This window comes from Mycobacterium sp. IDUB_39 (assembly GCF_055419205.1).
The window spans coordinates 1062489-1086042 of sequence record NZ_JBVAXF010000002.1; the positions used below are offsets into that span (position 1 = coordinate 1062489).

25 protein-coding genes are annotated in these 23554 nt (G+C 66.9%); 18 read left to right on the plus strand and 7 right to left on the minus strand.

All coding sequences use genetic code 11. The features are described from left to right. Positions 1-21 precede the first annotated feature (21 nt). Positions 22-1071: an LLM class flavin-dependent oxidoreductase gene (locus ACZY0X_RS11215; RefSeq protein WP_463770287.1), complete on the plus strand. Its 1050-nt coding sequence runs from the start codon at positions 22-24 to the stop codon at positions 1069-1071. On the opposite strand, the gene ACZY0X_RS11220 is transcribed toward ACZY0X_RS11215, so the two are convergent. Both ACZY0X_RS11220 and ACZY0X_RS11225 read right to left on the minus strand, forming a co-directional pair. Further along, the gene (locus ACZY0X_RS11220) at positions 1068-1514 is read right to left on the minus strand and encodes a nitroreductase family deazaflavin-dependent oxidoreductase (RefSeq protein WP_463770289.1); all 447 of its coding nucleotides are present in this window, start codon (positions 1512-1514) and stop codon (positions 1068-1070) included. The genes ACZY0X_RS11215 and ACZY0X_RS11220 overlap by 4 nt on opposite strands. A gap of 15 nt (positions 1515-1529) precedes the next feature. Continuing rightward, positions 1530-3248: a helix-turn-helix domain-containing protein gene (locus ACZY0X_RS11225; protein WP_463770291.1), complete on the minus strand. Its 1719-nt coding sequence runs from the start codon at positions 3246-3248 to the stop codon at positions 1530-1532. A 112-nt stretch (positions 3249-3360) separates the two neighbouring features. On the opposite strand from ACZY0X_RS11225, the gene ACZY0X_RS11230 reads away from it, so the two are divergent. Genes ACZY0X_RS11230 through ACZY0X_RS11260 form a run of 7 tightly spaced genes read left to right on the plus strand, consistent with a single transcriptional unit; the run spans position 3361 to position 9441 of the window. Beyond that, positions 3361-4410: an ABC transporter substrate-binding protein gene (locus ACZY0X_RS11230; RefSeq protein WP_463770293.1), complete on the plus strand. Its 1050-nt coding sequence runs from the start codon at positions 3361-3363 to the stop codon at positions 4408-4410. Beyond that, positions 4407-5243: an ABC transporter permease gene (locus tag ACZY0X_RS11235; protein ID WP_463770295.1), complete on the plus strand. Its 837-nt coding sequence runs from the start codon at positions 4407-4409 to the stop codon at positions 5241-5243. The genes ACZY0X_RS11230 and ACZY0X_RS11235 overlap by 4 nt, the downstream gene beginning before the upstream one ends. Continuing rightward, on the plus strand, positions 5240-6031 hold the full coding sequence (locus ACZY0X_RS11240) for an ABC transporter permease (RefSeq protein WP_354523167.1): 792 nt from the start codon (positions 5240-5242) through the stop codon (positions 6029-6031). Before ACZY0X_RS11235 ends, ACZY0X_RS11240 begins: the two co-directional genes overlap by 4 nt. 26 nt (positions 6032-6057) lie before the next feature. Continuing rightward, the gene (locus tag ACZY0X_RS11245) at positions 6058-6795 is read left to right on the plus strand and encodes an ABC transporter ATP-binding protein (RefSeq protein ID WP_463770297.1); all 738 of its coding nucleotides are present in this window, start codon (positions 6058-6060) and stop codon (positions 6793-6795) included. After that, on the plus strand, positions 6792-7784 hold the full coding sequence (locus ACZY0X_RS11250) for an amidohydrolase family protein (protein ID WP_463770299.1): 993 nt from the start codon (positions 6792-6794) through the stop codon (positions 7782-7784). Before ACZY0X_RS11245 ends, ACZY0X_RS11250 begins: the two co-directional genes overlap by 4 nt. Beyond that, positions 7777-8991, plus strand: coding sequence for an FAD binding domain-containing protein (locus ACZY0X_RS11255; protein ID WP_463770301.1), 1215 nt, complete (start codon positions 7777-7779; stop codon positions 8989-8991). The genes ACZY0X_RS11250 and ACZY0X_RS11255 overlap by 8 nt, the downstream gene beginning before the upstream one ends. Before the next feature lie 15 nt (positions 8992-9006). Beyond that, on the plus strand, positions 9007-9441 hold the full coding sequence (locus tag ACZY0X_RS11260) for a cupin domain-containing protein (RefSeq protein ID WP_463770303.1): 435 nt from the start codon (positions 9007-9009) through the stop codon (positions 9439-9441). 94 nt (positions 9442-9535) lie between these two features. Here the strand turns inward: ACZY0X_RS11260 and ACZY0X_RS11265 are convergent, their stop codons facing one another. Both ACZY0X_RS11265 and ACZY0X_RS11270 read right to left on the minus strand, forming a co-directional pair. Next, the gene (locus ACZY0X_RS11265; RefSeq protein WP_463770305.1) at positions 9536-9961 is read right to left on the minus strand and encodes an HIT family protein; all 426 of its coding nucleotides are present in this window, start codon (positions 9959-9961) and stop codon (positions 9536-9538) included. Between the two features lie 22 nt (positions 9962-9983). Further along, positions 9984-10451: a VOC family protein gene (locus ACZY0X_RS11270; RefSeq protein ID WP_463770307.1), complete on the minus strand. Its 468-nt coding sequence runs from the start codon at positions 10449-10451 to the stop codon at positions 9984-9986. 86 nt (positions 10452-10537) lie between these two features. Between ACZY0X_RS11270 and ACZY0X_RS11275 the strand changes: the two genes are divergently transcribed. Then, on the plus strand, positions 10538-11350 hold the full coding sequence (locus ACZY0X_RS11275; protein WP_463770309.1) for an AraC family transcriptional regulator: 813 nt from the start codon (positions 10538-10540) through the stop codon (positions 11348-11350). An 18-nt stretch (positions 11351-11368) separates the two neighbouring features. Next, a complete protein-coding gene (locus ACZY0X_RS11280) occupies positions 11369-12760 on the plus strand; it encodes an amidase (protein ID WP_463770311.1) in 1392 nt (463 codons plus the stop codon). Here the strand turns inward: ACZY0X_RS11280 and ACZY0X_RS11285 are convergent. Further along, complete coding sequence (locus ACZY0X_RS11285; protein WP_463770313.1) at positions 12753-13706, minus strand: alpha/beta hydrolase; 954 nt, start codon at positions 13704-13706, stop codon at positions 12753-12755. The genes ACZY0X_RS11280 and ACZY0X_RS11285 overlap by 8 nt on opposite strands. 87 nt (positions 13707-13793) lie before the next feature. On the opposite strand from ACZY0X_RS11285, the gene ACZY0X_RS11290 reads away from it, so the two are divergent. Further along, complete coding sequence (locus tag ACZY0X_RS11290) at positions 13794-14072, plus strand: ribosomal protein L7/L12 (protein WP_463770315.1); 279 nt, start codon at positions 13794-13796, stop codon at positions 14070-14072. Here ACZY0X_RS11290 and ACZY0X_RS11295 read toward each other — a convergent pair. Continuing rightward, the gene (locus tag ACZY0X_RS11295; protein ID WP_463770317.1) at positions 14069-14539 is read right to left on the minus strand and encodes a DNA-deoxyinosine glycosylase; all 471 of its coding nucleotides are present in this window, start codon (positions 14537-14539) and stop codon (positions 14069-14071) included. The genes ACZY0X_RS11290 and ACZY0X_RS11295 overlap by 4 nt on opposite strands. A 117-nt stretch (positions 14540-14656) precedes the next feature. Further along, positions 14657-16495: an NAD(P)-binding domain-containing protein gene (locus ACZY0X_RS11300; protein ID WP_463770319.1), complete on the minus strand. Its 1839-nt coding sequence runs from the start codon at positions 16493-16495 to the stop codon at positions 14657-14659. Between the two features lie 94 nt (positions 16496-16589). Here ACZY0X_RS11300 and ACZY0X_RS11305 point away from each other — a divergent pair, with 94 nt between their 5' ends. The 7 genes from ACZY0X_RS11305 (at position 16590) to ACZY0X_RS11335 (ending at position 23513) form a co-directional block, all read left to right on the plus strand. Beyond that, positions 16590-17636: a 2,3-butanediol dehydrogenase gene (locus tag ACZY0X_RS11305; RefSeq protein WP_463770321.1), complete on the plus strand. Its 1047-nt coding sequence runs from the start codon at positions 16590-16592 to the stop codon at positions 17634-17636. Positions 17637-17661: 25 nt separating this feature from the next. Continuing rightward, positions 17662-18459 carry an acetoin reductase gene (locus ACZY0X_RS11310; RefSeq protein WP_463770323.1) on the plus strand — a complete coding sequence of 266 codons (798 nt, stop codon included), beginning with the start codon at positions 17662-17664 and terminating at the stop codon, positions 18457-18459. 52 nt (positions 18460-18511) lie between these two features. After that, a complete protein-coding gene (locus tag ACZY0X_RS11315) occupies positions 18512-19807 on the plus strand; it encodes a helix-turn-helix domain-containing protein (RefSeq protein WP_463770325.1) in 1296 nt (431 codons plus the stop codon). Then, the gene (locus tag ACZY0X_RS11320) at positions 19804-20943 is read left to right on the plus strand and encodes an adenylate cyclase regulatory domain-containing protein (protein WP_463770327.1); all 1140 of its coding nucleotides are present in this window, start codon (positions 19804-19806) and stop codon (positions 20941-20943) included. Before ACZY0X_RS11315 ends, ACZY0X_RS11320 begins: the two co-directional genes overlap by 4 nt. A 186-nt stretch (positions 20944-21129) precedes the next feature. Further along, on the plus strand, positions 21130-21828 hold the full coding sequence (locus ACZY0X_RS11325) for a hypothetical protein (protein ID WP_463770328.1): 699 nt from the start codon (positions 21130-21132) through the stop codon (positions 21826-21828). Between the two features lie 303 nt (positions 21829-22131). Continuing rightward, on the plus strand, positions 22132-22761 hold the full coding sequence (locus ACZY0X_RS11330; protein WP_463770329.1) for an SGNH/GDSL hydrolase family protein: 630 nt from the start codon (positions 22132-22134) through the stop codon (positions 22759-22761). Positions 22762-22859: 98 nt separating this feature from the next. Continuing rightward, the gene (locus ACZY0X_RS11335) at positions 22860-23513 is read left to right on the plus strand and encodes a hypothetical protein (RefSeq protein WP_463770331.1); all 654 of its coding nucleotides are present in this window, start codon (positions 22860-22862) and stop codon (positions 23511-23513) included. Positions 23514-23554: the final 41 nt, after the last annotated feature.

Consider the following 23554-nt stretch of genomic DNA (forward strand, 5'->3'; position numbering starts at 1 on the left):
GCTCATCGCGTTGACCCTGGCGTGCGACTCTCTGTTCTCGACCTCGTCCCCGTCCGAAGCGACCAGACCACGGCGGATGCACTCGCAGCGACAGTGCGCCTGGCGCGGACCGCCGACGACCTCGGCTACACGCGGTACTGGCTGGCCGAACACCACAACATGCCTGCCGTCGCCGCCACCAGTCCGCCCGTCCTGATCGCCTATCTGGCCGCGCAGACGACGCGCATCCGGCTGGGCTCGGGCGGCGTGATGCTGCCCAACCACGCGCCGCTCGCGGTGGCCGAACAGTTCGCCCTGCTCGAGGCGGCCGCACCCGGGCGCATCGATCTGGGTCTGGGTCGCGCGCCGGGCAGCGACCCCGTCACGTCAATGGCGCTGCGCGGGGCAGCGGGCCGCGACGACACCGACATCGAGAAGTTCCCGCAGTACCTCGACGACGTCGCCGCACTGATGAGCGCGACGGGCGTCTCGGTCGCGGTCCGGGGACGAAACATGTTCGACCAGAACTACATCCTCAAGGCGACACCCGCGGCGGCGAGTGAGGCCCGGCTGTGGCTGCTGGGCTCCTCGATGTACTCGGCGCACCTGGCCGCCGCCAAGGGGCTGCCCTACGTCTTCGCGCATCACTTCGCGGGCCGCGGCACCGAGGAGGCGCTTGCCGTCTACCGCGAGGAGTTCCGGCCCGGCGTCCTGCCCGCGCCGACGACGTTCATGACGGTCAACGCGTCGGTGGCCGCCACCCGCGCCGAGGCCGAGGCGCTGATGCTGCCGAACCTGCACATGATGGCCTTGCTGCGCACCGGCCAGCCGCTGCGGGCGCTGGACCTCGTCGAGGATGCGCAAGCCCTCACGATGACACCCCAACAGCAGGCGATCATCGAGGCGGGCCGAGGCAGCGCCGTCCTTGGCGATCCGGTCGAGGCTGCCGAGCAGGTCAGGCGGATCGCGCAGGACTTCGACGTCGACGAGGTGATGATCAACCCCGTCGCGTCCGAACGCCGCGGTGTGGACCCCGCGACGGCGCCCGCACGCGAGGCGACACTGGAACTGTTCGCTAAGGAGCTGTTCTAGGGCGTCAGCGCGATGATCGGGATCTTGCGCGTCGTGCGCTTCTGATACCCGTCGTAGCGATTGGAGTTGTTGTCGTTGACCAACTTCCACAGCCGCGGATAGTCGGGGTCGTCGGCGCCGATGATGCGCGCCGTGGCGGGCATCCGCTTGGGTCCGATGTTGATCTCGACCTTCGGGTTGGCCTTGAGATTGAAGTACCAGCCCGGTGCCTTCGGGTCACCGCCCTTGGATGCCACCACCAGATACGAGCCACCGTCCTCGGCGTAGCTCAGCGTGTTGGTGCGCTGGATGCCGGTCTTCGCGCCGACGGTGTGCAGCAGCAGGCTCGGCGGTGCGCCGGGGATGCGATGCCCGATGCGGCCATTGGTCTTCTTGTAGATCATGTCGTGCACCTGCAGTAGCGGGATGCCGATGTAGCGCTCCCATAGGGGCATATTGCTCATGCCATCCAGTGTCCCTCACCCGAGACCGGCGATTCGTGAGACGGACAACGCCGCGGTCAACGTGAGCAGGTCGCGTGGTCGCGACAGTTGCAGGCCGGTGAGGCTCTCGAGCCGGCGGATCCGCTGGCGCACGGTGTTGGCGTGTAGGTGCAGCGTGGTGGCGGTCGCGGCCCGGTCGAGGTCGTGCTCGAGGAGTGCCCGCGCGGTGTGAATCAGCTCCGTGGCGTGGTCGCGGTCGTTGCGCATCGCCGCGCCGAGGACGGATTCGGTGAAGTCCCGCAATCGGACTGGGTCGTCGAGTTGCAGCAGCAGGTGATCGATCGCGAGGTCATGCAGATCGATCACGGTGGAGGCACCTGCTTGTGCGCCGAGGTCGAGCGCCCCTCTGATCGTGCGGAACGTGGCGGGAAGACCGGCGGCCGAAGGCGCGGAGGCCATGGCGGCGACGGCGTACTCGAGCGCTCCGTTGGCAGTGAGCGCTTGCACCAATCGGTCTGCCAGGTTCGAGGTCTCGGCGCGTCCGCGGTTCCAGACCAACACCAGATCGCCGTGGTACACCGACACCAAGGGTCGAGGCGTGACGCCTGCCACCGAGCGGTCGACCGTGGCGAGCAGCCGCTCGGTCGCGGGTCCGTCCACCCGACGCTCGTCCACACAGCGGATGGCGAGTAGCACCTGTCCGCCGGACAGGTCCCAGCCGAGCCGACGGGCGCGGTCGAGCAGGTCTGCGACATCGGCCGCCCCGCTGGTGAGCAGGTCCGCGACTAGTGACCCACGCAGTCGTTGCTCAACCTCGGCGGCAGTGCGGGCGCGCAACAGTTCAAGCGCCGTGACCACCGAGGCGTGCTCGACGGCGCGGATATCGATCCCGGACAACGTGTTCCGCTCGACATCGACGTGGATGCGAGCGACCACCTCACCGTCGAGAACGACACCGGCCGTGGTCGCGGAGTCGCTCGCAATAACCTCTCCCTTGCCGATCTGGTCATCGGTCACGGTCGGACGGCCTCGGTCGCCCCAACCCGCAGAGGCCAGAGCCTCCCCGTAGACGTCCTCGATCGCCACCGGGTGGCCCAGCAGTTCGGCGAGGGCGGCGGCGACGCCGGCCACGCCCTCGCCGCGCAACGCCGTGGCGGTCAGCAGGGCGTGCACCTCCTCGGCGCGACGCAGTTCCCGGATGGTGTTCTGCTCACTGGCCCGCAGCTGCGCGGTGCCGAGTGCGATGGCCACCTGGGTGGCGAGCGTGGTCACCAGGCTGATCTCCGCCTGGTCGAACCGGTGGGCGTGCTTGCGATAGCCGTTGAGTGCGCCGACAACGACCCCAGCGCGGCGCAGGGGCACCGAGATGAGCGCGCGGTACCCCTGCTCGTGGGCAACTCCACCCCATGGCCCGATACCGGGGGTCAGGTCGATGTCCTCGAGCGTCACCACCTCTCCGCCGCGGAAGGCGACGCTGGTCGGCGCCTCGTCCCCGCCACGGACGTCGAGCAGGATCGGCCGGTCGGCGTTGACCTGCGCGATGTAGTCGCTGGAGAGTCCGTGTGCGCCGACGATGGTCAGTGCGCGGCGGCTCTCGTCGGGCAGGAACACCGCGCAGAAGTCGTAGTCGAGCAGCGTGCAGGCGGTGCGGGCCACGCGATCCAGCAGGTCTGGCACGGGTTCGTCGCCCCCGACCGCTTCGCCGATGTCTGCCAGTCCATCGAGCCACCGCTCGAGCAGTGTTCCTGATGACATAGGGATCAGCATATGTATGTTGCCCATGACATTGCCCGAAATGGCTCGTACCAAGCATGGTGTTGTTCGGACGGTGAGGGCCGTCACAGCAGTGCAGCGAGGAGGCTCACCAGTGCACAGCCCACGAAGCCGTCGGCTCATCCGGACGCTGCTCGTGTTGATCGCGGTGGCAACACTCGCGTTCACCACGGGGTGCTCGGCCGGTCTTGGCGGACCCGCGTCATCACGTGCGGCCCGCGACGGCGTCATCCGGTTCACGTTCGCGCCCGACCCCATCTGGGACTACATGCACGACGCGGGCATCGTCGACCAGTGGCAGCGCGACACCGGCTACACCATCGAGACCAGCGCCACGTGGGATGAGTTCGGCCTGTTCGCCGGCGGTCATGCCGACATCATCTCGACAGCGTCGTTCGAGGTGCCCGGCCTCGAGGAGCAGACAGGGCGCGAGACGGTCATCATCGGTCGCTACAACGCCGAGCGCAGCCGAATCCTGGTCCGCGCCGACGAGCCCGCGCAGACGCTCGCCGATCTGAGGGGCAGGCGCCTCGGCGTGTTCACCACGGTGTCGGGAACCCTGGTCTGGAGTGCACTCCTGGCGAGGATGCACGACATCGACCTCGCGAACGACTACCAAGTCGTAGTCGCCGACATCCAGAACCTCTCGAACCTGTTGGCGCGCGGTGAGATCGACGCCTGTATCTGCTATCCGGACCTGTCGGCCCGCGATCTGCGCGAGGGCACGGTGCGACCGCTCTACGACGGTAAGTCCTCAGCCGAGCTGTTCGCCGAACTCGAGGCGCCAGGCCATGACGGACCCATGGGCAACGTCTTCGTGGCCCGCAAGGACTGGGTCGACGAACATCCCGGCGAGGTCTCGGCCTTCCTCGATCTGTGGGAACGCGGCCTCACTGAATGGCAGCAGCACCGCGACGAGATGATCGAGCGATATCCACAGCACTTCGCGGTCGACACACCCGAGGACATCGCGTTCATGAAGGACTATGTCGCTCAGCATGACTGGGTGGTCGACGACGTCCGATTCGACCAGCAGTGGGCGGATGACGAGAGTTCGATATTCGATCTGATGCGGGAGACCGGAGTCATCGGCGACGACGTCTCCGATCCTCAGTTCCTCCCGACCGAAGGAGTCCGCCAGTGACGCAGACCATCGTCCCGCCGGACACCGAACCGGCACCGCGGAAACCGGCCCCGGGATCGCGGAAGCGGAAGACACGGGCGGCGGGGCCGCGCCGGTGGATCGTGTCTGGTGTCGCACTGATCACGGCCGTCGCCGCTTGGGCGGTCATTGCCGCGTGGGTCAACGATCCGATCCTGCCCCAGCCGCTCAACGTATTCGAACGCGTCATCGACATCATCGTGTCGGGGGAGGCGCTCACCAACTTCGCCTCCAGCATCGGCAAGATCGCTGCGGGCTTCGCGATCGCGATGGTCGGCGGGCTGATCATCGGATTCGTCATGGGCCGAAGCAGATTCATGACTGCGTACTTCTCGCTCCCGCTGTTCGTGCTCGGAAGCATGCCGGGCCTGACGTACGCGGTGTTCGGGCTGCTGATCTTCGGTGTCGGCCCAGGCGGGCCCATCGTGGTCTCGGCGCTGGTGGCCCTGCCGTTCATCGCGATGAACGTCGCAGAGGGCGTGCGCTCGGTCGACGGCAACCTGCTCGCGATGTGCCGTGCCTTCGAACGCAACCGGCGCGACGTGCTGCGCCACCTCTACCTGCCTGCCCTGGTGACCTTCGTATTCGCCGGTGTGCGCTACGGCTTCGCCATGGCGTGGAAGGTCGAGGCGCTCACGGAGGTCTTCGGCGCCAGCGACGGCGTCGGCTTCATGATTCGCAAGGCGTATCAGGAGTTTCAGGTCGACGACATGCTCGCCTGGACGACGCTCTTCATCGTCGCCATGGTGCTGATCGAGCGCGGCCTGGCCTACCTGGAGAACCGCTTCTTCGCATGGCGGAAGGAAATCGCATGACCACCGTGACCTCGACGTCCTCCACCTGGCGACGCCAACTTCGCGGCCACACCTCGTCGGCGCTGGCCGTCGTCGCGGCGCTGCTCACCATCCTCGGTGCCTGGCAGCTGGCCGTCGTGGTGGGCAACCGCATACCGTCGCCGGCGCAGACCGTCGACAGCCTCGTATCGGAGGCCGCGATCGGCGAGCTGTGGCACAACCTGGCCATCAGCATGAACCGCTTCGTCCTTGGCCTGGCACTCGCCCTCGTTGTGGGGGCTGCCGTCGGCGTCTGGATGGGCCTTTCTCGGTGGGCCGATCTCGCGTTCTCGGATTTGAACGCGGCGGCGCTGGCGATCCCCGCCGTGATCTGGGCACTTCTGACCACCATGTGGTTTGGTTTCGGTTGGCTCACCCCGGTGGTGACGGTGTTCCTGTCGGGGCTGCCGTTCGTGGTGGTCAACATCGCCAAGGCGACGCGTGCGGTACCCGCCGACCTGGTCATGATGGCTCGCGCCTTCGGAGTGCCCCGACGGAACGTACTGCGCCACATCGTGGCTCCAGCGGTTGCCGGCTCGACGGTGGCTGCCGTCCGGTTCGCGATCATGAGCGCCTGGAACGGGCTCCTGCTAGCAGAGTGGTTCGGCTCCACCTCGGGCGTCGGGTGGCGATCGCGCTACTGGTACGACGCCAACCAACTCGACGGCTTCTTCGCCTGGGTACTGGTCTTCATCGTCGTGCTCGTCGTGGCCGACCTACTGCTCCTGGGTCCCATCGAGCGTTACGTCACCCGCTGGCGCTCCGCCTAAACCCCCTACAACGAGAGCGAGAAACCATGGCTTCCATAGAGATCCGAAACCTAGTGAAGGACTTCCACGACCGCAGCGGGTCGGCCACCCGCGTCATCGACGGTATCGACCTGACGATCTCCGGTGAGACGTTCGTGTCGGTCGTCGGCCCGTCGGGCAGCGGAAAGACGACACTGCTCAACATCGTGTCGGGTATTGAGACGCACACGTCGGGCACGGTCGAGCTGAAATCCGGTGGCCGCGACGCCCGCGTCGGGTACGTCTTCCAGGACCCGCGGCTGCTGCCGTGGCGCACGGTGATGGCGAATCTCGGCTTCGTCCAGCACGAGCGGGAGGGCTGGCAGGAGCGTGCGAGGCACTATCTGGACCTGGTCGGGCTGAGCCACTGCGCGGACCGCTTCCCCTCCCAGCTGTCGGGTGGCCAGCAGCAACGCATCGGCATCGCCCGGGCCTTCGCCGTGGAACCCGATGTACTGCTGATGGACGAGCCGTTCAGCCACCTCGACGCGATGACGTCGCGCACACTGCGCGAGCATCTCGAGCGGATCTGGCTGGAGTCCCGACGCACCGTGATGTTCGTGACCCACGACGTCACGGAGGCCGTACAACTGTCCGACCGGATCGTCGTGCTCGCTCCTGGTGGCCGGGTGCACGAGGTGATCGACGTCGATCTCCCGCGGCCGCGCCGGGCGTCCGATCCGGCCGTCGCGGTTCTGCAGGCCGAGGTGCTGGCTCGCTTCGAGGCTCTGGAGGCGGCCGCGTGACATCCCGTATTCGGCAGGGCCCCATCGACGTCCACGCCCACTGGCTGCCCGAGGACCTGTTCGGGCTGCCGCCGGGGTCACCGGTGCCGCCGCTGAACGGTCGTGACGGTCAACTGCACCTCGGCGACCTTCCGCTGTCGATCGAGACGGCCGCCATGTGCGATATCGACCGCGTGATCGCTGACACCGATGCCGCTGGGCTCGGCTCCCGCGTGCTCTCGGCGCCCCCGTTCGCCTTCCCGGTCGCCGCCGCCCCGGGCGTCGACGACTACGTGGGTGCGTTCAACGCGGAACTCGCCAAGGTGTGCAGTGATAGCGCGGGCCGACTGCTCGGGCTCGGTCTGGTGACACTGCACGATCCCGACGCCGCGCGACAGCAGATGGAGGCGCTCGCGCGATCGGGGTCGGTGCGCGGCATTGCGGTGCCACCGCTGCTTGGGCACACCTCCTTCGACGTCGAGCCGATGCGTGACCTGCTGCGGATCGCCGTCGAGAGCGACCTGGCGGTGCTGGTGCACCCGATGCAGCTGCCGCGCCCGGAGTGGTCGTCCTACTACCTGGCCAACCTCATCGGCAATCCGGTCGAAACAGCCACGGCGGCAGCGGCACTGGTGCTCGGCGGAGTGCTCGAGGAACTGCCCGGGCTGCGGATCTGCCTGCTGCACGGCGGCGGCTGCGCGCCCGCTCTGGTGGGCCGTTGGCAGCACGGCTGGCAGCAGCGCGCCGACGTGCGCAGCGGGGAGACCCGCTCGCCGCGAGAGGGTTTCGCCGCACTGTGGTTCGACACCCTCACTCACGACGGCCCGGCGCTCGATCTTCTGCGCGCGCACTCCGACCCATCGCATCTGATGTGCGGCAGTGACTATCCGTTCGACATGGGGGTGGCGCGCCCCCTCGACCTGCCGCATGACGGGGGTATCGACGACGTCGCCCTCGAGCGCAACGCCCGAGCCTTTCTGGGCCTGGACCTAGGAGAGAAGCATGAGTGATGGACACATGAACACTCGCCAGGACTGGTCGGGGCATCGCGCGCTGGTGATCGGTGGCTCGATCGGCGGGCTGACGACGGCACTTCTGCTGCGCCGGCTGGGGTTCGACGTCTCGGTGTTCGAGCGCACGCCGACCAACCTCGACGGCCGTGGCGGCGGCATTGTTCTGCAACCCGACACGCTGCGCTGGTTCGTCGAGTGCAGCGACCAGCACCCCGAACAGGTCAGTACATCAACGCATTACGTGCAGTATCTGGATCGATCGAACCGGATCGTGCACCGCGACGACGCGCCGTGGAGCTACACCTCGTGGGGGACGTTCTACCGGGCGCTGCTCGCCGACTTCGGGATGGACGACTACCACCTCGGTGAGTACGCGGCGGGCTTCGACGAGGATGCCGACGGTGTTGAGGTGCGCTTCACCTCGGGTCGCCGAGAGCGCGCCGAACTCGTGGTGTTCGCCGACGGAATCGGCTCGCCGAGCCGGCGGCGCATCTCTCCGGACACCCGCATGGAGTACTCGGGATACGTCGGCTGGCGCGGCACGGTGCCCGAGCGCGAGGTGTCGCCGGAGACCTTCGAACTGCTGCACGACTCGATCACGTACAGCGTGGGTCCTCACACGCACATCAACGTGTATCCGATTCCGTCGACCGATGGCGGGCTCGCGGTGGGTGAGCGACTGCTGAATTACGTGTGGTATCGAAACGTGCCGGAGGGTCATGAACTCGATGAGCTGATGACCGACAAGCGCGGTTTCCTGGCGGGAGTGTCGCTACACCCCGGTCAGGTGCAGGATCGCTTCGTCGACGAGATGCGCTCGGCAGCAACCGAGTTACTCGCACCGGCGGCTGCCGAGGTGGTGCTGCGCACTGAGCAGCCCTACCTGCAGGCCGTGTACGACGCCGGAGCGCAGCGGATGACGCTGGGCCGCGTCGCGCTGGTCGGGGATGCGGCCAGCGCGGCTCGGCCGCACGCCGCAGCGGGTACCGCCAAGGCCGCCGCGAACGCGTGGGCGCTGTATGACGCGCTGTCCGACAGCGGTGATATCGCCGAGGCGCTGGCGAAGTGGGAGCCCGGACAGCTCGAACTCGGCCAACGGCTTCTGCAGCGCGTCAAGTACATGGGCACGCGATCCCAGGTGGACTGCACCTGGTGGCCCGGTGACCCCGACAACCGGTTCGGCCTGTACGGCCCGGGCCACTAGCAACGGAGGAATGACATGACCAGTACTCCTGACTTCCTGACCGATGCGCCGCTCGCGGGCGAGTTGGTCGGCACGGACTTCGAGGGATGGCCCGAGGACCTGCGTGCCGAGTTCGACACGCACTCGCATGACGGTCACGTCGGTTCGCGCCTGCTGAGTGAGAACGACCGCGTGCGGGTGTGGGAGATCCGGCTGGCGCCGGGGGAGCGATTCCACGCTCACCGGCACGTGCTGGACTACTTCTGGACCGCCGTCAACGCGGGACGGAGCAGGCAGCACACCTCAGACGGCACGACGCGCGAGGTGTCCTACGGCGCGGGTGAGACGCGGCACTTCACGTTCGGCGCCGGCGAGTACCTGCTGCACGACATCGAGAACGTCGGCGACGGCAACCTGGTGTTCACCACCGTCGAGCACGTGGACTCGGCGAACTCGCCGCTGCCGCTCTGAGCGCCGCTCGCCGAACGTGAACAAATGGTCGAGGAATCGACAGAATCTCGCACATTTCTTCACGTTGGGCCATTGAGGACTGCGCAGCGAGCCGCTAGGCCTCGAGGGCCGCCAAAGCCTCGCGCAGAATGCGCCCGGTGGTCTCGCGGTCCGGGTCGCGACGCACCACCAGGCCCTTGGCCAGTGCCAGTTTGTCGCCGTTGTGCCGCGGGGTCACGTGCAGGTGGACGTGGAAAACGCTCTGGAAGGCGGCCTTGCCGTCGTTGATGGCGATGTTGTTGCCATCGGCCCGCAGCTCCGACGCCCGGGCGGCCTGGCCGATGCGCTGGCCGATGCGCATCATGTCGGCAAGCGTCGATGGTGGCGTGTCGGTGAGGTCGACGGTGTGGCGCTTGGGAAGCACCAGGGTGTGGCCCCGGACGATGGGCCGGATGTCGAGGATCGCCAGGTAGTCGTCGTCCTCGTGGACCCGGATGGCGGGCGCCTCACCGGCGACGATGGCGCAGAACACACATGACATGTCGCCACCGTAGCGGGCAACCTCAGACGTTCTCCGTTGCCCACTGCGCCAGCCGGCGGTCGCGCTCGGCCGGGTCGACATCCTCAACCCGCGTCATCACCGCCCAGCGCTGCCCGAACGGATCGACGATCGAGGCGAACCGGTCACCGGTGACGAAGGTCTGCACGGCCTCGCGGATGGTCGCGCCCGCCGCCTCGGCCCGTGCCACCACATCGTCGACGTCGGGGCAGTACAGCACGATCGAATGCGTGGCTGTCTCGCCGCGTGCCGGGGCCGCGAGGCCGTAGTCGGTGTTGGGGTCCGACAGCTGCAGCCGTCCATTGCCGAAGTCGAGTTCGGCGTGCGCGACGGCACCGTCGCCGCCGTCCATCCGCTCCAGGAGTTTCGCGCCGAAGACCTCGACGTAGAAGTCGATGGCCGCTGCGGCGCCGTCGATGACGATGAAGGGGGTCAGGCTGGTGTAGCCCTCCGGAATCGGGTTCACGCTCATGCCACCACTGTCGCGCCATCCCCGCTCCGAGCGCTTGGAAAAACGCGACACGCGGCCGAGGCGCGCGGCCATCGTAGGGTTGGCACATGGCCAAGAGCGCGCCTGAACTCGGCGTTGTGGGGCGGGCCCACACGACGTCGCTGTTCGATATCGCACGGTGGGCGCCGTCGGCCGATTCCTCGAGGTGGATCGAGCACTTCTGGTCGGTCGACTGGGATCTGACCGGCCGGCCCTCGCACACCAGCGCGGTCATCACCTTCCCCGCCATGCACATCACCCACGAGTGGGGCACCGACTCACCGCGGCACGGGTTTCCGCTGCCCAACACCCTCATCCACGGTGTGGTTGACGAGGTGTTCACGACGACGCTGTCGGGCCGAGGTTCGGTGGTCGGCGTGCGCTTCCGTCCCGGTGGCTTCGCCGCCCGCTTCGGCCGCGACGCGAGCGCATGCACCGGGCTCGTCATGCCCGCCGATGATGAGTTGTTCGACGAGCCAGTGGCTTTCGAGGACGATATCGCCGCCGCAGCGAACCGCCTAGACGAGGTGATCTCGGCATGTGACCACGGACCCGACGAGACCTACCTCGCGCTTACGGCACTGGTCGACCGCATCCGCGATGATGACCGACTGCACCGCGTCGAGCAGGTCATGCGCCTCTCGCCGTGGAGCGCGCGCACCACCCAGCGGGTCTTCCGCCGCTACGTCGGGGTGCCGGTCAAGTGGGTGTTGTGTCGCTACCGACTGCAGCACGCGGCGCTCGAGATCGAGACGGACCCGACCGCCGACTTCGCCGACCTGGCCGTGCGATGCGGCTGGTACGACCAGGCGCACTTCATCAACGACTTCCGGTCGATGCTCGGATGCACGCCAGGTGAATACGCCACGAGGCACGGCTAGCTCACTACGCTGACGGAGATGGACCCTCGTGACCTCGCCTTCGCCGGCGCAGCCGAACAGGCCCGCCTCTTGGCGGCGGGCACCGTCACGGCGATGGAACTCGTCGACCTCTACCTCGATCGCATCGACCGCTTCGATGGCGAACTGCGTTCGTACCGCGTCGTTCTCGCCGATGCCGCCCGCCGCGACGCCGCACTGGCACAGGACCGGCTGGACTCGGGGGAGCGCTCACCGCTGCTGGGCGTCCCGATCGCCATCAAGGATGACTCCGACGTCGCAGGCGAGGTGACCACGTTCGGCAGCAGCGCCCACGGACCGGTCCGCACCTCTGACTCAGAGGTGGTGCGTCTGTTGCGGGAGGCGGGCGCGGTGATCCTGGGCAAGACAAACGTTCCCGAGATGATGATCTGGCCATTCACCGAGACGGTGACGTTCGGCGCCACGCGCAACCCGTGGAACCCCGACTTCGCGCCCGGCGGCAGCAGCGGGGGTAGCGGCGCCGCCGTGGGTGCGGGCCTGGCCGCCATGGCACTCGGCTCCGATGGCATGGGCTCCATCCGGATCCCGTCCACATGGAACGGCCTGTTCGGCATCAAGCCGCAGCGTGATCGCGTGCCGATCCACCCCCACACCGGGGCGTGGTGCGGCCTGGAGGTCATGGGTCCGCTGGCCCGCACCGTTGAGGACGCGGCGCTGTTCCTCGACATCACCTCGACCCTGCCGACGCCCGACGGCGGGTTCGTCGGTGCCGCCGCACGCGATCCGGGACGGCTGCGCATCGCGCTGACCACCAAGGTTCCCCCGCCCCTGGTGGCACGCGTCGGCCGGTCGCAGCGCGGTGCGGTAGCCGAGGCGGGCGCTCTCCTGCGCGATCTCGGGCACACCGTCATCGAGCGCGACTTCGACTACCCGGCCTCCGCGGTCTCCAGCCAGGCTCTGCCGCGCTACTTCCGCGGCGTGTACGACGACGTTCGGGCGCTGCCACACCCGGAACGACTGGACCGCCGCACCAGGGCCTTCGCCCGGATCGGCTCGCTGGTGTCGGACCGGCGCCTGGCGGCGATGCGAGCGGGGGAGTCCGACGTGACTGCCCGGGTCAACGCGATCTTCGACGACGTCGACGTGGTCATCACCCCGGGTACGGCGATCGGTCCGTCACGGGTGGGCGCCTACCAGCGGCGCGGCGCGATCTCGACCCTGGCGCTCGTCGCCGCGCGGACACCGTTCCAGGCCATGTTCAACGTCACCGGCCAGCCCGCGGCCGTCGTGCCGTGGGCCCTCGACGGCGACGGCATCCCCACCTCGGTCCAACTCGTCGGCAGGCCTTTCGACGAGGCGACGCTGCTGTCGCTTGGCGCGCAGATCGAGACCGCACGCCCGTGGGCGCAGCGTCGCCCGCCGGTCAGCTAGCGCCGAGCGTGTGCTGAATGTCGGGCAGCATGCGCTGGAGTTCCCGGCCCCAGTAGGGCCACGAGTGCGTACCGTCCGGCGGGAAGTCGAACGTCGCATTGGTGCCGCCCGCGGCGACGTAGGCGTTCTGGAAGTTCGTGTTCGATCCCAGCGTGAAGTTCTCCAGGAACTGCTGCGGCATACCCGCCACGGCGCCCGGCAGATCACTGGGGGTGCCGCTGCCGCAGTAGACCCAGATGCGGGCACCCGTGGCGACCAGCTTGGCCACATTGACCGTCGGATCGTTGCGGGCCCACGCCGGATCGCCCGGCGGCCCCCACATGGCGCCTGCGTTGAACCCGCCTGCGTCGTTCATCGCGAGTCCGACCAGCGTCGGCCAGAAGCCATCGGAGAGATTGAGGAAGCCCGACAGCGAAGCCGCGTACCGGAACTGATCTGGGTAGTAGGTCGCGAGGTTCAACGCCGTTGACCCACTCATCGACACACCGACCGCGGCGTTGCCGCTCTGCGAGACACCCTTGTTCTCCGCGAGCCACGCAGGCAGTTCCCGCGTCAGAAAGGTCTCCCACTTGTAGGTCTGGGTGGTGCCGTTGCCGACCGCGGGCTGGTACCAGTCGACGTAGAAGCTCGACATGCCGCCGACCGGCATCACCGTCGCCAGCCCGGAGTCGTGCATCCACTCGAATGCGGCGGTTTCGATATCCCAACCGTTGAAGTCGTCCCGTGCGCGCAGGCCGTCCAACAGGTAAACGGCGTGCGAGCCGCCAGGCTGGAACTGGACCCGCACATTGCGGCCCATCGCGGCCGACGGTACGTCGAGGTATTCCACCGGTAGACCGGGTCGGGAGTATGCCTGTGCGGCGCCTGGGCCGGTGATGCCGGCCAGACCGATCATGACTGTGATTGCCAGGCCAATGCCCAGCAGTTTCCGAAGGAAGCTGGTCATGTCATTTGTTTTTACCCGCAAATCCTGGACGACGAAACCGGTATGGACACCGAAGTTGGCGATCAGCGATGCGCGACACTGTGCGGCATGGCACTTTTCGGAAACTCGGACTCTGACTTGCAGCGGCGCATCGAAGCCCTGGAACGGCGCGTCGCCGCCCTCGAGCACGCGGCCTTGCGGTCAGGCCAGGGGGCTGGGCCCCAACCGGTGCCGCCCGCGCCCGCCGGTGAGTTTCACGAGGGGTGGGTCAGCGACGAGGTCCGAATCCTTGCGGCCAGCGGGAAGAAGATCAACGCGATCAAGCTGCTGCGCGAGCAGTCCGGGCTGAGTCTCAAGGAAGCCAAGGACATCGTGGATCGGCTTTAGTCGCCCATAACATCCCGCCACGCGGCCAGCTTGGCGGCGATCGGCATCGTGTGTGCCGGGCTCGTCGACGGCAGCCGGGCATACGTCACGCGGGCGCTCACGTGGACCAGGCGCCGGTAGTTCGCCTCGGCAGCGCCACCGGTGAAGAAGACCCGGGAGATTTCGGGATGTTCGTCGAAGAAGGGCTCGAAGTCGTTGGGCACCATGCTGTCCCGTTCGACAGCGGAGTCCAGGCTGCCGAGCCGTCGGCAGTGGTGCAGGACGTCCCAGACCGCGACGCCGTGCTCCACCAGGGCGGCTGTGCGCTCGGCGTACGGGGCGGCGGGGTCGAATCCGTACAACTCGCCCGCGATACGCCAGAACCCGTTGCGTGGGTTGCCGTAGTACTGCTGGGTTTCCAGCGACAGCACGCTGGGTGCGTTGCCGAGAATGAGCACCGAGGGCCGGCCGCCGACGATCGGAGGCAACCCCGCAACCTCAGGTGCGCGCACACCACTGTCTACCAAAGCGAACTGTCGACCAAAGCAAGTGGTGGAGCCACACCCGGGGGAGGCGGGTGTGGCTCCACGAGATCGCCGTCGAACTCAGCTGAGGTGGTGCACCTCCTGCTGGCCGTACACGGGAGTGGGGATACCCGCGTGACGCGCCTTGAGCTGCAGTGCCAGGTACAGCGAGTAGTGCCGTGACTGGTGCAGATTGCCGCCGTGGAACCACAGGTTCTCCTGCTGGGTGGGCTTCCACATGTTGCGCTGCTCGCCCTCCCACGGTCCGGGGTCCTTCGTCGTCTCCGATCCCAGGCCCCACACCCTGCCGACCTTGTCGGCGACGTCCTGGCCGATGAGGTCGGCCGCCCAGCCGTTCATCGATCCGAAGCCGGTCGCGTACACCACCACATCAGCGGGCAGCACCGTGCCGTCGGCGAGCACCACGGAGTCCTCGGTGAGGCGATCGACCTGACCGTGCGCGAGCTTGATCGATCCGTCGGCGATCAGGTCGCATGCGCCGACGTCGATGTAGTAGCCCGACCCCCGTCGCAGGTACTTCATGAACAGTCCGGAGCCGTCATCGCCCCAGTCGAGGTCGAAGCCCGCCGCGGTCAGCCGGTCGTAGAAGTCCTTGTCCCGCTCCCGGATCGCGTCGTAGATCGGGATCTGGAACTGGTGCATGATTCGGTACGGCAGTGACGCGAATGTCAGGTCCGCCTTCTCCGTCGTCATGCCCGCGGCCAGCGCACGCTCCGAGTACAGGTCTCCCAGCCCGAGGTCCATCAGCGAGTCCGACTTCACGATGTGCGTCGAGGACCGTTGCACCATCGTCACGTCGACACCGGTCTCGACGAGGGCCTTGCAGATGTCGTGCGCGGAGTTGTTAGAGCCGATCACGACGGCGCGTTTGCCGACGTAGCGGTCAGGTCCCGGGTGCGCGCTCGAGTGGTGCTGTTCGCCGCGGAACACGTCCTGCCCGGGCAGGGTCGGCACGCTGGGCTTGCCCGACATGCCGGTGGCGAGCACGAGATGCGCGGGCCGCAGCGTGACGCGCTCCCCGTCGCGGTTGACCTCCACAGTCCAGCGTTTCTCGGCCTCGTCATAGGTCGCCGACAGGCACGACGTCTTCGACCAGTACGGCACCTCCATGACGCGGGTGTAGAACTCCAGCCAGTCGCCGATCTTGTCCTTGGGCGCGAACACCGGCCAGTTCTGCGGGAACGGCAGGTACGGCAGGTGGTCGTACCAGACCGGGTCGTGCAGGCACAGCGACTTGTACCGCTTGCGCCACTGGTCGCCGGGCCGCTCGTGCTTGTCGACGACGATGGCGGGCACACCGAGCTGGCGCAGCCGCGCACCGAGTGCGATACCGCCCTGACCGCCGCCGACAACCACCACATAGGGCTGCTCGGTGTAGCCGAGGGCGGCGTCCTCATCGGCTCGCTTCTGCGCCCACGACCGGGTGTCGGGGTCGCTGCCGTGCACCGCGCCAAACACTCGGGACGACCCCTTGCGCTCCTCATGGCCCTTGAGCTCCTGCAGGGTGGTGAGCAGCGTCCACGCTGTGTCCCCGTCGGCGTCGCTCCTGAGCCGAAGGTGCCCGACACCTCGGCCAACGGCGGTCTCGAACTCGATGAACGCCGACACCACGCCGTCACCGTCGTCGCTAGGGGCCTCCCTGGTCCGGAAGCGGGCCGGATCGGTCGGCGCCACTCGCTCGGTGAGCATGGCCGCGATGCTGTCCCGGCCCTCCATGGTCTTGAGGTTCCAGGTGAACGCCACCAGGTCACGCCAGAAACTGTCGACGGCGAACATACTCACGGCGCGTTCGATATCGCGGACGGCAAGAGCGGACTCGAAGGCGGCGAGCCAGGCGTCGACGCGCTCCTGCGGGGAGCGCGTGGTTTCCGCAGTCGTGGTTTCGATCGTTGAAGTCATGTGAGGCAGGACACACCCGCAGGGGTGCGGCCCACAAGGGTTGCAACCCCCTGCAACTCTTATGCCTGTGCGCCAGGTCACATAGAAAGGCTGCATGAAGGCAGCTGTGTACTACGGACCCAACAAACTCGATGTCACCGATGTGCCCGAACCCCAGCCCACACCGGGCACCGTCAAGGTGAAGGTCGGCTACAACGGAATCTGCGGCACCGACCTGCACGAGTACTACGCAGGACCGATATTCGTGCCCACCGAACCGCATCCCCTCACCGGCCAGCAGTTGCCGCTGACGATGGGTCACGAGTTCGCCGGCACCATCACCGCGATCGGTGCGGGCGTTACCGGCTACGCCGAGGGCGACCGGGTGGCCGTTGAGCCGATCTATCGCTGTGGGCACTGCGAGCCCTGTCGGGTCGGCAACTACAACATCTGCGCCCAGATCGGTTTCCACGGGCTGATGTCCGACGGGGGCATGGCCGAGTACACCGTCGTCCCCACCAACATGCTGCACCGGCTGCCAGACAATGTCTCACTCGAACTGGGTGCGCTCGTGGAACCGATGTCGGTCGCCTATCACGCGGCCACCCTCGGTGAGCCAAGACCCGGCCGCACCGCGATGGTGTTCGGTGCGGGACCCATCGGGATCGGCTTGTGGTTCGCCCTGCGTGGCAAGGGTGTTGATGACGTCTTCGTCGTCGAGCCCTCACCCACCAGGCGCGCTGCCATCGAGGGGCTTGGGGCGCGGACTCTGGACCCGGGGTCCCTCGACGTGCCGGCCTTCATCGCCGATCACACCGGCGGCAGGGGAGCCGACGCGGTCTACGACGCGGCCGGTGTCGCCCCCGCCGTGCAGACTGCCCTGGCCTGCGTGGGCGCGCGGCGGGCGATGGTCAGCGTCGCCATCTACGAGAAGCCGCTCACCACACCGCTGTTGAACCTGGTGATGAACGAGTCCCGAATCCAGGGCTCGCTGTGCTACACGGCTGCGGACTTCGACGCGGTCATCGACCTGATGGCCCGCGGCGTGTACGACACGACGGGATGGGTCACGTCGATTCCCATCGACGACGTCGTCGACGAGGGCTTCGAGGCCCTGCACGCCGGCACCAAGATGAAGGTCCTCGTCGACCCGTCGGCGTGAAATCCATTACCACGGAGGGTATGACATGACGAGATCCATTGCTGCGCCGTTGCTCGACAGGGTCGCGCTCGTGACCGGTGCAGGTCGGGGCATCGGACGGGGCATAGCGTTGGAACTGGCCCGCCACGGTGCCGATGTGGCGCTGGTCGACGTGCACGCCGCGGCCGTCGAGGCGGTGGCCGGCGAGATCGCCGAGATCGGGTCGAAGGCAACCACGTTCGTCGCCGACGTGTCCGACCGCTCGGCCGTCTTCGCCGCCGTCGACCACGCGGCGTCGACACTCGGCGGGTTCGACGTGATGGTGAACAACGCCGGTATCGCTCAGGTGGGCCCGATCTCAGAGGTGATGCCCGACGATCTGGCGCGACTGTGGGCGATCAACGTCGACGGTGTGCTGTGGGGCATCCAGGCAGCCGTCGCGAAGTTCCGGGAACTGGGTCACGGCGGGAAGATCATCAATGCCTCCAGCATCGCGGGCCACGAGGGTTTCGCGATGCTCGGCCCATACAGCGCCACCAAGTTCGCGGTGCGCGCATTGACACAGGCCGCGGCCAAGGAACACGCCGTCGACGGCATCACGGTCAACGCCTACTGCCCCGGCGTCGTCGGAACCGACATGTGGGTGGAGATCGACAGGCGGTTCGCCGAGATCACCGGCGCAGCGGCGGGGGAGACGTTTGAGAAGTTCTCCGCCACGATCGCGCTGGGCCGTCCGGAGACGCCCGAGGATGTGGCCGGATTCGTCGCGTACCTGGCCGGACCTGGTGCGGACTACATGACCGGACAGTCGGGCCTGATCGACGGCGGCATGGTCTACCGGTGACGCACCGGCCCCGGCGTGACAGGAGATGTGACGTGGAGCACAATCGACGGTGATGCCCTCCTCATCGGCTTCACCTAGTGCGCCAGAGCCCGCCGTCGCGGCGGGCGATGATCCGCGCAGCTACGCCATGCTGTTGTCGGAGGTCTACGACGCCACGATGGCAGGCAACCGGGGGCCCGCTCGGCCGCGCGATGTCATCGCCGATTCGTGGAATCGGCTGCTGGGCAAGGGCATCGATCCGGAACACCACCACCCGCCCGACGTCGACTCCAGCGGTCTGGATGCGCTGCGGCAGGCGTCCGGGCTGTTCGCGGTGCTCGATGACGTCTCACGTGGCCTGGATTCGGTGATCGAGGGCGGTGACAACATCCTGGTCGTCGCCGACGCGCGCGGCCGAGTGCTGTGGCGGTACGGCTCACCCCGCGTGCTCGGCAACGCCGACAGGCTCGGCTTCGTCGAGGGCGCGCAGTGGAGCGAGGGTGCTGTGGGCACCAACGCCATCGGCACGGCACTGGCGTCACACCGTGCGGTGCAGGTGTTCTCCGCAGAGCACTTCCTGCGCAGCCATCACGCCTGGACGTGCGCCGGGGCTCCGATCAAGGATCCGCGTACCGGTCAGGTGGTCGGGGTCGTCGACGTGTCCGGCCCGGCAGCGACGGTGCATCCCACCACGATCGCACTGGTCGACCTGGTCGCCCGGCTGGCGGAGTCGCAACTGCGCGAGGTGCACGACCGCACGCTCAACCGGCTGCGGACCATCGCGGCACCGATTCTCGCGCGCGTCGGCAGGCCCGCGCTGGCGGTCGATCAGGACGGCTGGGTGGCGGCCGTGGACTCGTTGCCCCCGCACAGGCGGATTCTGTTGCCGGACAACGGGGTACCCGGGCGCACCTGGATCCCGTCGCTGGGAGCGTGTGACGTGGAGTCGCTTCCGGGCGGCTGGTTGGTCCGTCTGGCTCAGGACGCCGACGATGCGCCCGTGCCGTCACGCATCACCCTCGACCTGCGGGAGGGCACAGCCCTGGACGTCGTCGGGCAGTTCGGGAGCTGGCGGCGCGACATCTCGCCGCGCCACGCGGAGATCCTGCACGTGCTGGCCACGCACCGGCAGGGGCGCTCCGCACAGGAATTGGCGGACGACCTCTATGGCGACCGCTCGCGGGTGGTCACCGTCCGAGCCGAGATGTCGCGGCTGCGCCGTCAGTTCGTCGGGCTGGTGCTCGGCAAGCCCTATCGCTTTCCCGCCACGGCCATCGTCGACGTGGTCTATCCGCACGACATGACGACATTCCTTCCGACGTCGACCGCACCGGCTATCCGTGCCGCGCGGTATACGTTGACTCGGTGACCGAAGAGTTCGACATCGGAGAGTTCGACGTCGAGGCCTCCGGCCTGCTCGACGGCCTCGAGGGCAGCGCACGCGAGGAACGCGCCGAGCTCATTCCATGGCTGCTCGAACGCGGCGTGACGGTTGCGCAGATCCGAGACTCCTATCAGCCCATGCTGCTGGCGTCGCGCCGCATCCTCGGTGAGGACGGCACCATGATGTCGGCTCGCCAGATCAGCGCGGAAACGGGCGTCGACCTCGACCTCCTGGAGCGGATACAGCGCGCGAGCGGCTTGGCGGGGGTGGAGGATCCGGACGCTGCAGTGCACATGCGCGTCGACGGTGAGTCCGCGCTGTATGCGAAGAAGTTCATCGATCTCGGCTTCAGCCCGGATCAGATCGTGCTGGTCGTTCAGGTGGTCACCGAGGGCCTGGCCCGAGCGGCCGACGTCATGCGGTATGCCGCTCTGGCCGCGGTGATGGAGCCAGGTGCCACCGAACTCGATGTGGCGAAGCGGTCGGAAGCCCTGATGATCGAGACTGAGCCCCTGCTCGGTCCCATGATCACCGACATGCTGCGCCTGCAGCTGCTGCACGTCATGGAGACTGAGGCCGTCAACGCCTCCGAGCGCGCCGAGGGCATCCCGCTGCCCGGCGCACGGGAGGTGACCATCGCCTTCGCCGACCTCGTCGGTTTCACCCGCCTGGGTGAGGTGGTTCCACCCGAGGATCTGGAGAAGCTGGCCCATCAGCTCACCGACCTTGCCCGTGCGGTCGCGGTGCCGCCGGTGCGCTACGTCAAGAGCATCGGCGACGAGGTCATGCTCGTCAGTAGCGACCCGGTGGCGATGCTCGACGCACTGCTCGACCTCGTCGACGCCACCGAGGCCATCGAGGGTTTTCCGCGATTGCGCACAGGGGTCGCGACCGGCCTCGCGGTGAGTCGCGCCGGTGACTGGTACGGCGGATCGGTCAACCTCGCCGCGAGGGTGACGACGGCGTCCCGACCGGGGGCGATCCTGGTGGCCGAGTCGACGCGAGATGCCGCCGCCGGGTTGGACTCGGACGAGCGGTTCGTGTGGTCGTTCGCGGGCGCGCGGCACCTCAAGGGCATCAAGGACGACGTGAAGCTGTTCCGGGTACGCCGGGCGGAGTGAACCTGAGAAGATCGCCGGTAACCCGGGGTTTCCTCGGCGAAACGGCGCGGGGTTCGCCATAATTCTCTATGGCTGGCGGCGCACCGGTAATGCGGACGCACAACGGCTCGCGGGGAGGGCCGGCACGGTGGCGGGAGGCCAACTGTGACATCAAAAGTGCTGCGAGGCATCGCATCCGGAGTGCTAGTGCTTGGCCTGCTGACCGCCGGGTGTGCGCAGTCGGCATCGTCGGCCGACTACACCAGTCTGTACCAGGACTACACCACCAAGCCGAACGGCCCACATCCCTCGACATTCGACTCCGGTCAGGAGGCGACTCTGACATACACCCCGAACGAGACCGCCTTACCGACGATTTCCGAAGGCAGATCCATAATCACCTACAACGGCACGGGGAGCGGAGCGGGATACGCGTCCGGTCAGCTCAGCGCTACTGCCGCATACATTGAGGCCGACTGGAATCTCGGTCCGTCAGGGACCACCGATAGCGGTCAATTGGCCCTGTGCTTGTTCGCGAGCCCATTACCTTCCGGCCCGCTCACGGGCACTGCGCCCCCCGACAGCCCAGCGCACGTCGTCTTCTTGAGTGACCGCTTCGAATACGGCGTGTGGAAGGACGGCGTTCTGACCATCATCGCAAACGTTGCTTACGGAAGAACATTCACGACCGAGACTCAGCATGTAGCTGTCTACGTGCGCAAGGATCTCGGCAAGGCATGGGTCCTGGCACCGACCGGCACCCTCTACGGCCCATACTCAGATCCTTCCATCAGCAAGACAGACGCCCCATTTGTCACTGCCGAGCAGTACTACGGCAACGCCAACACCGACAAGCGCGTAGAGATACAACGATGGCATGCGACATCCAGGATCGTCGACTTCTAGCTGCGCCAGATCGGTGCGGTGTTGAGTTCAGCCCACCGCTTCACAGCAAATCTGCCTGATACAGGGCGAGAAACGGATCGTCTCCAAAATGCCGTTGGCCGCCAGGGGCGTCGAATCGACCGAACTGACCGGCTGATACTTGGCATTGGCCAAGACTGCGACCTAGCTCCCCGCTAGACTGCCCTCACCATGAGAGGGAAGCTCCTCGTTGCAGTGTGTTTGCTGTCGGTGACCGCTTGCCATTCGACGACAAGCGTTCCGCCAGTAGAACATGCACGTCTACCGGTCGTAGACCCTGTCACGGTGGTTACCGATTCATATACTCCCCGTCCAGGAGTCAAAGGCTACGACGACGGGAAATGGCCGCAATTGATGTGGCAGCAGCTGGTAGGCGCCGGGTTTCTGATAAGCCCGGCGGTCGGCGCAGAGGTCGGTTCGGGTTATGTCGCTCGCGGCACAGCCGGCGGAACGTTCGGCGAGAAGCTTGAAGGTGCGGTGCGCAACGACGCGCGACTAGTGGTTTTCATCGGCTCCCGAAACGACGCGGATGTACCGCCGAACGAACTTGCGGCCGCGGCGGCTCGCGACTACGCAATGGTTCACAGAATTGCTCCGGCCGCGCAGATCTTGGTGATCGGGCCCGCTTGGCCTGATGCCGCCCCGAGGCCGGAAATTGGGCGCGTGAGTGATGTTCTCAAGGGAGCTGCCGAGGCTGCGGGTGCAACTTTTGCCGACCCGCTCGCTTTGGGTTGGTTCGCTGGCCAAGCAGACCTTCTAAGCCCAGATGGCAATACTCTAAGCGCCGCCGGCCATCAGTATCTGGCGAATATGGTTACCCCACTGGTCGAATCGCAGCTTTGCGCACCTCTCGAATTCAATGCCTCAGACGCTCCACCCGAACCCCCGCCGGCCACCTGCGCACGGTTCAAATGATCCGGCAGTCGAGTACCACGTGCAGTGGGCGGCTGCACCGGTTCTCGACTGCGTTAGCGGTTGTGCTTTTCGTCGTGAGCTGTTCATCAACGGCAAAGTTGGCCACAGACAATGCAGTTGAAGCACGCCTGGATTTCAGCGCGTCGAAGGACGGCCCAGCTCCCGGGAAATTTGGGCCAGGTGCGTCACTGCTGCTCGAGACTCCGCGGACTGACTTGGGTGGCCGCTTCAGAATCGAAGGTGGAAAACTCGTTAGTCGACCAACCGTCGACGGTCGCACGGCAAGCTATTTCTCCACCGCCGACCTCGGAGACCCGATTACTAGCATTGGTGCGCGCTGGGTTTTCACGCCGCAAGCAGGGGGCTCTGGCACGATGGTGTTGATTGTGTCGCAACGAGCGGTGTTCCCCCCGTTTTCGGCGCAGCTCTCTGTCACTCCCACGCATTGGACTTTCGGTGTTCGCGCAGCGGACCAAGCTGAGAACGTCAGCCAAGAAACGATCCTGAAGACGGGATCGATCGATCCGCCCCTGTCAGAGGATGGATCGACCAGTTATCGGACAGAAGTCAGAATTGCTGGCGAACGAGCAGAGTTGGAACTCCCAGACGGGCACACAGAAATTGTGCACGACAAACGAATCGCCGAGTGGGCCGGAACCTTCGGGACATTCGAATCCTTTGCGGATGAAGGGCTGACCGACTCTCGTGCTGACTTCATCGAGTTGTGGGCCATAGCCGAGAAGAACCCGTGAACGGACGTATCAGACCAAGGCGCCCACGCTGTTGTCGAGTC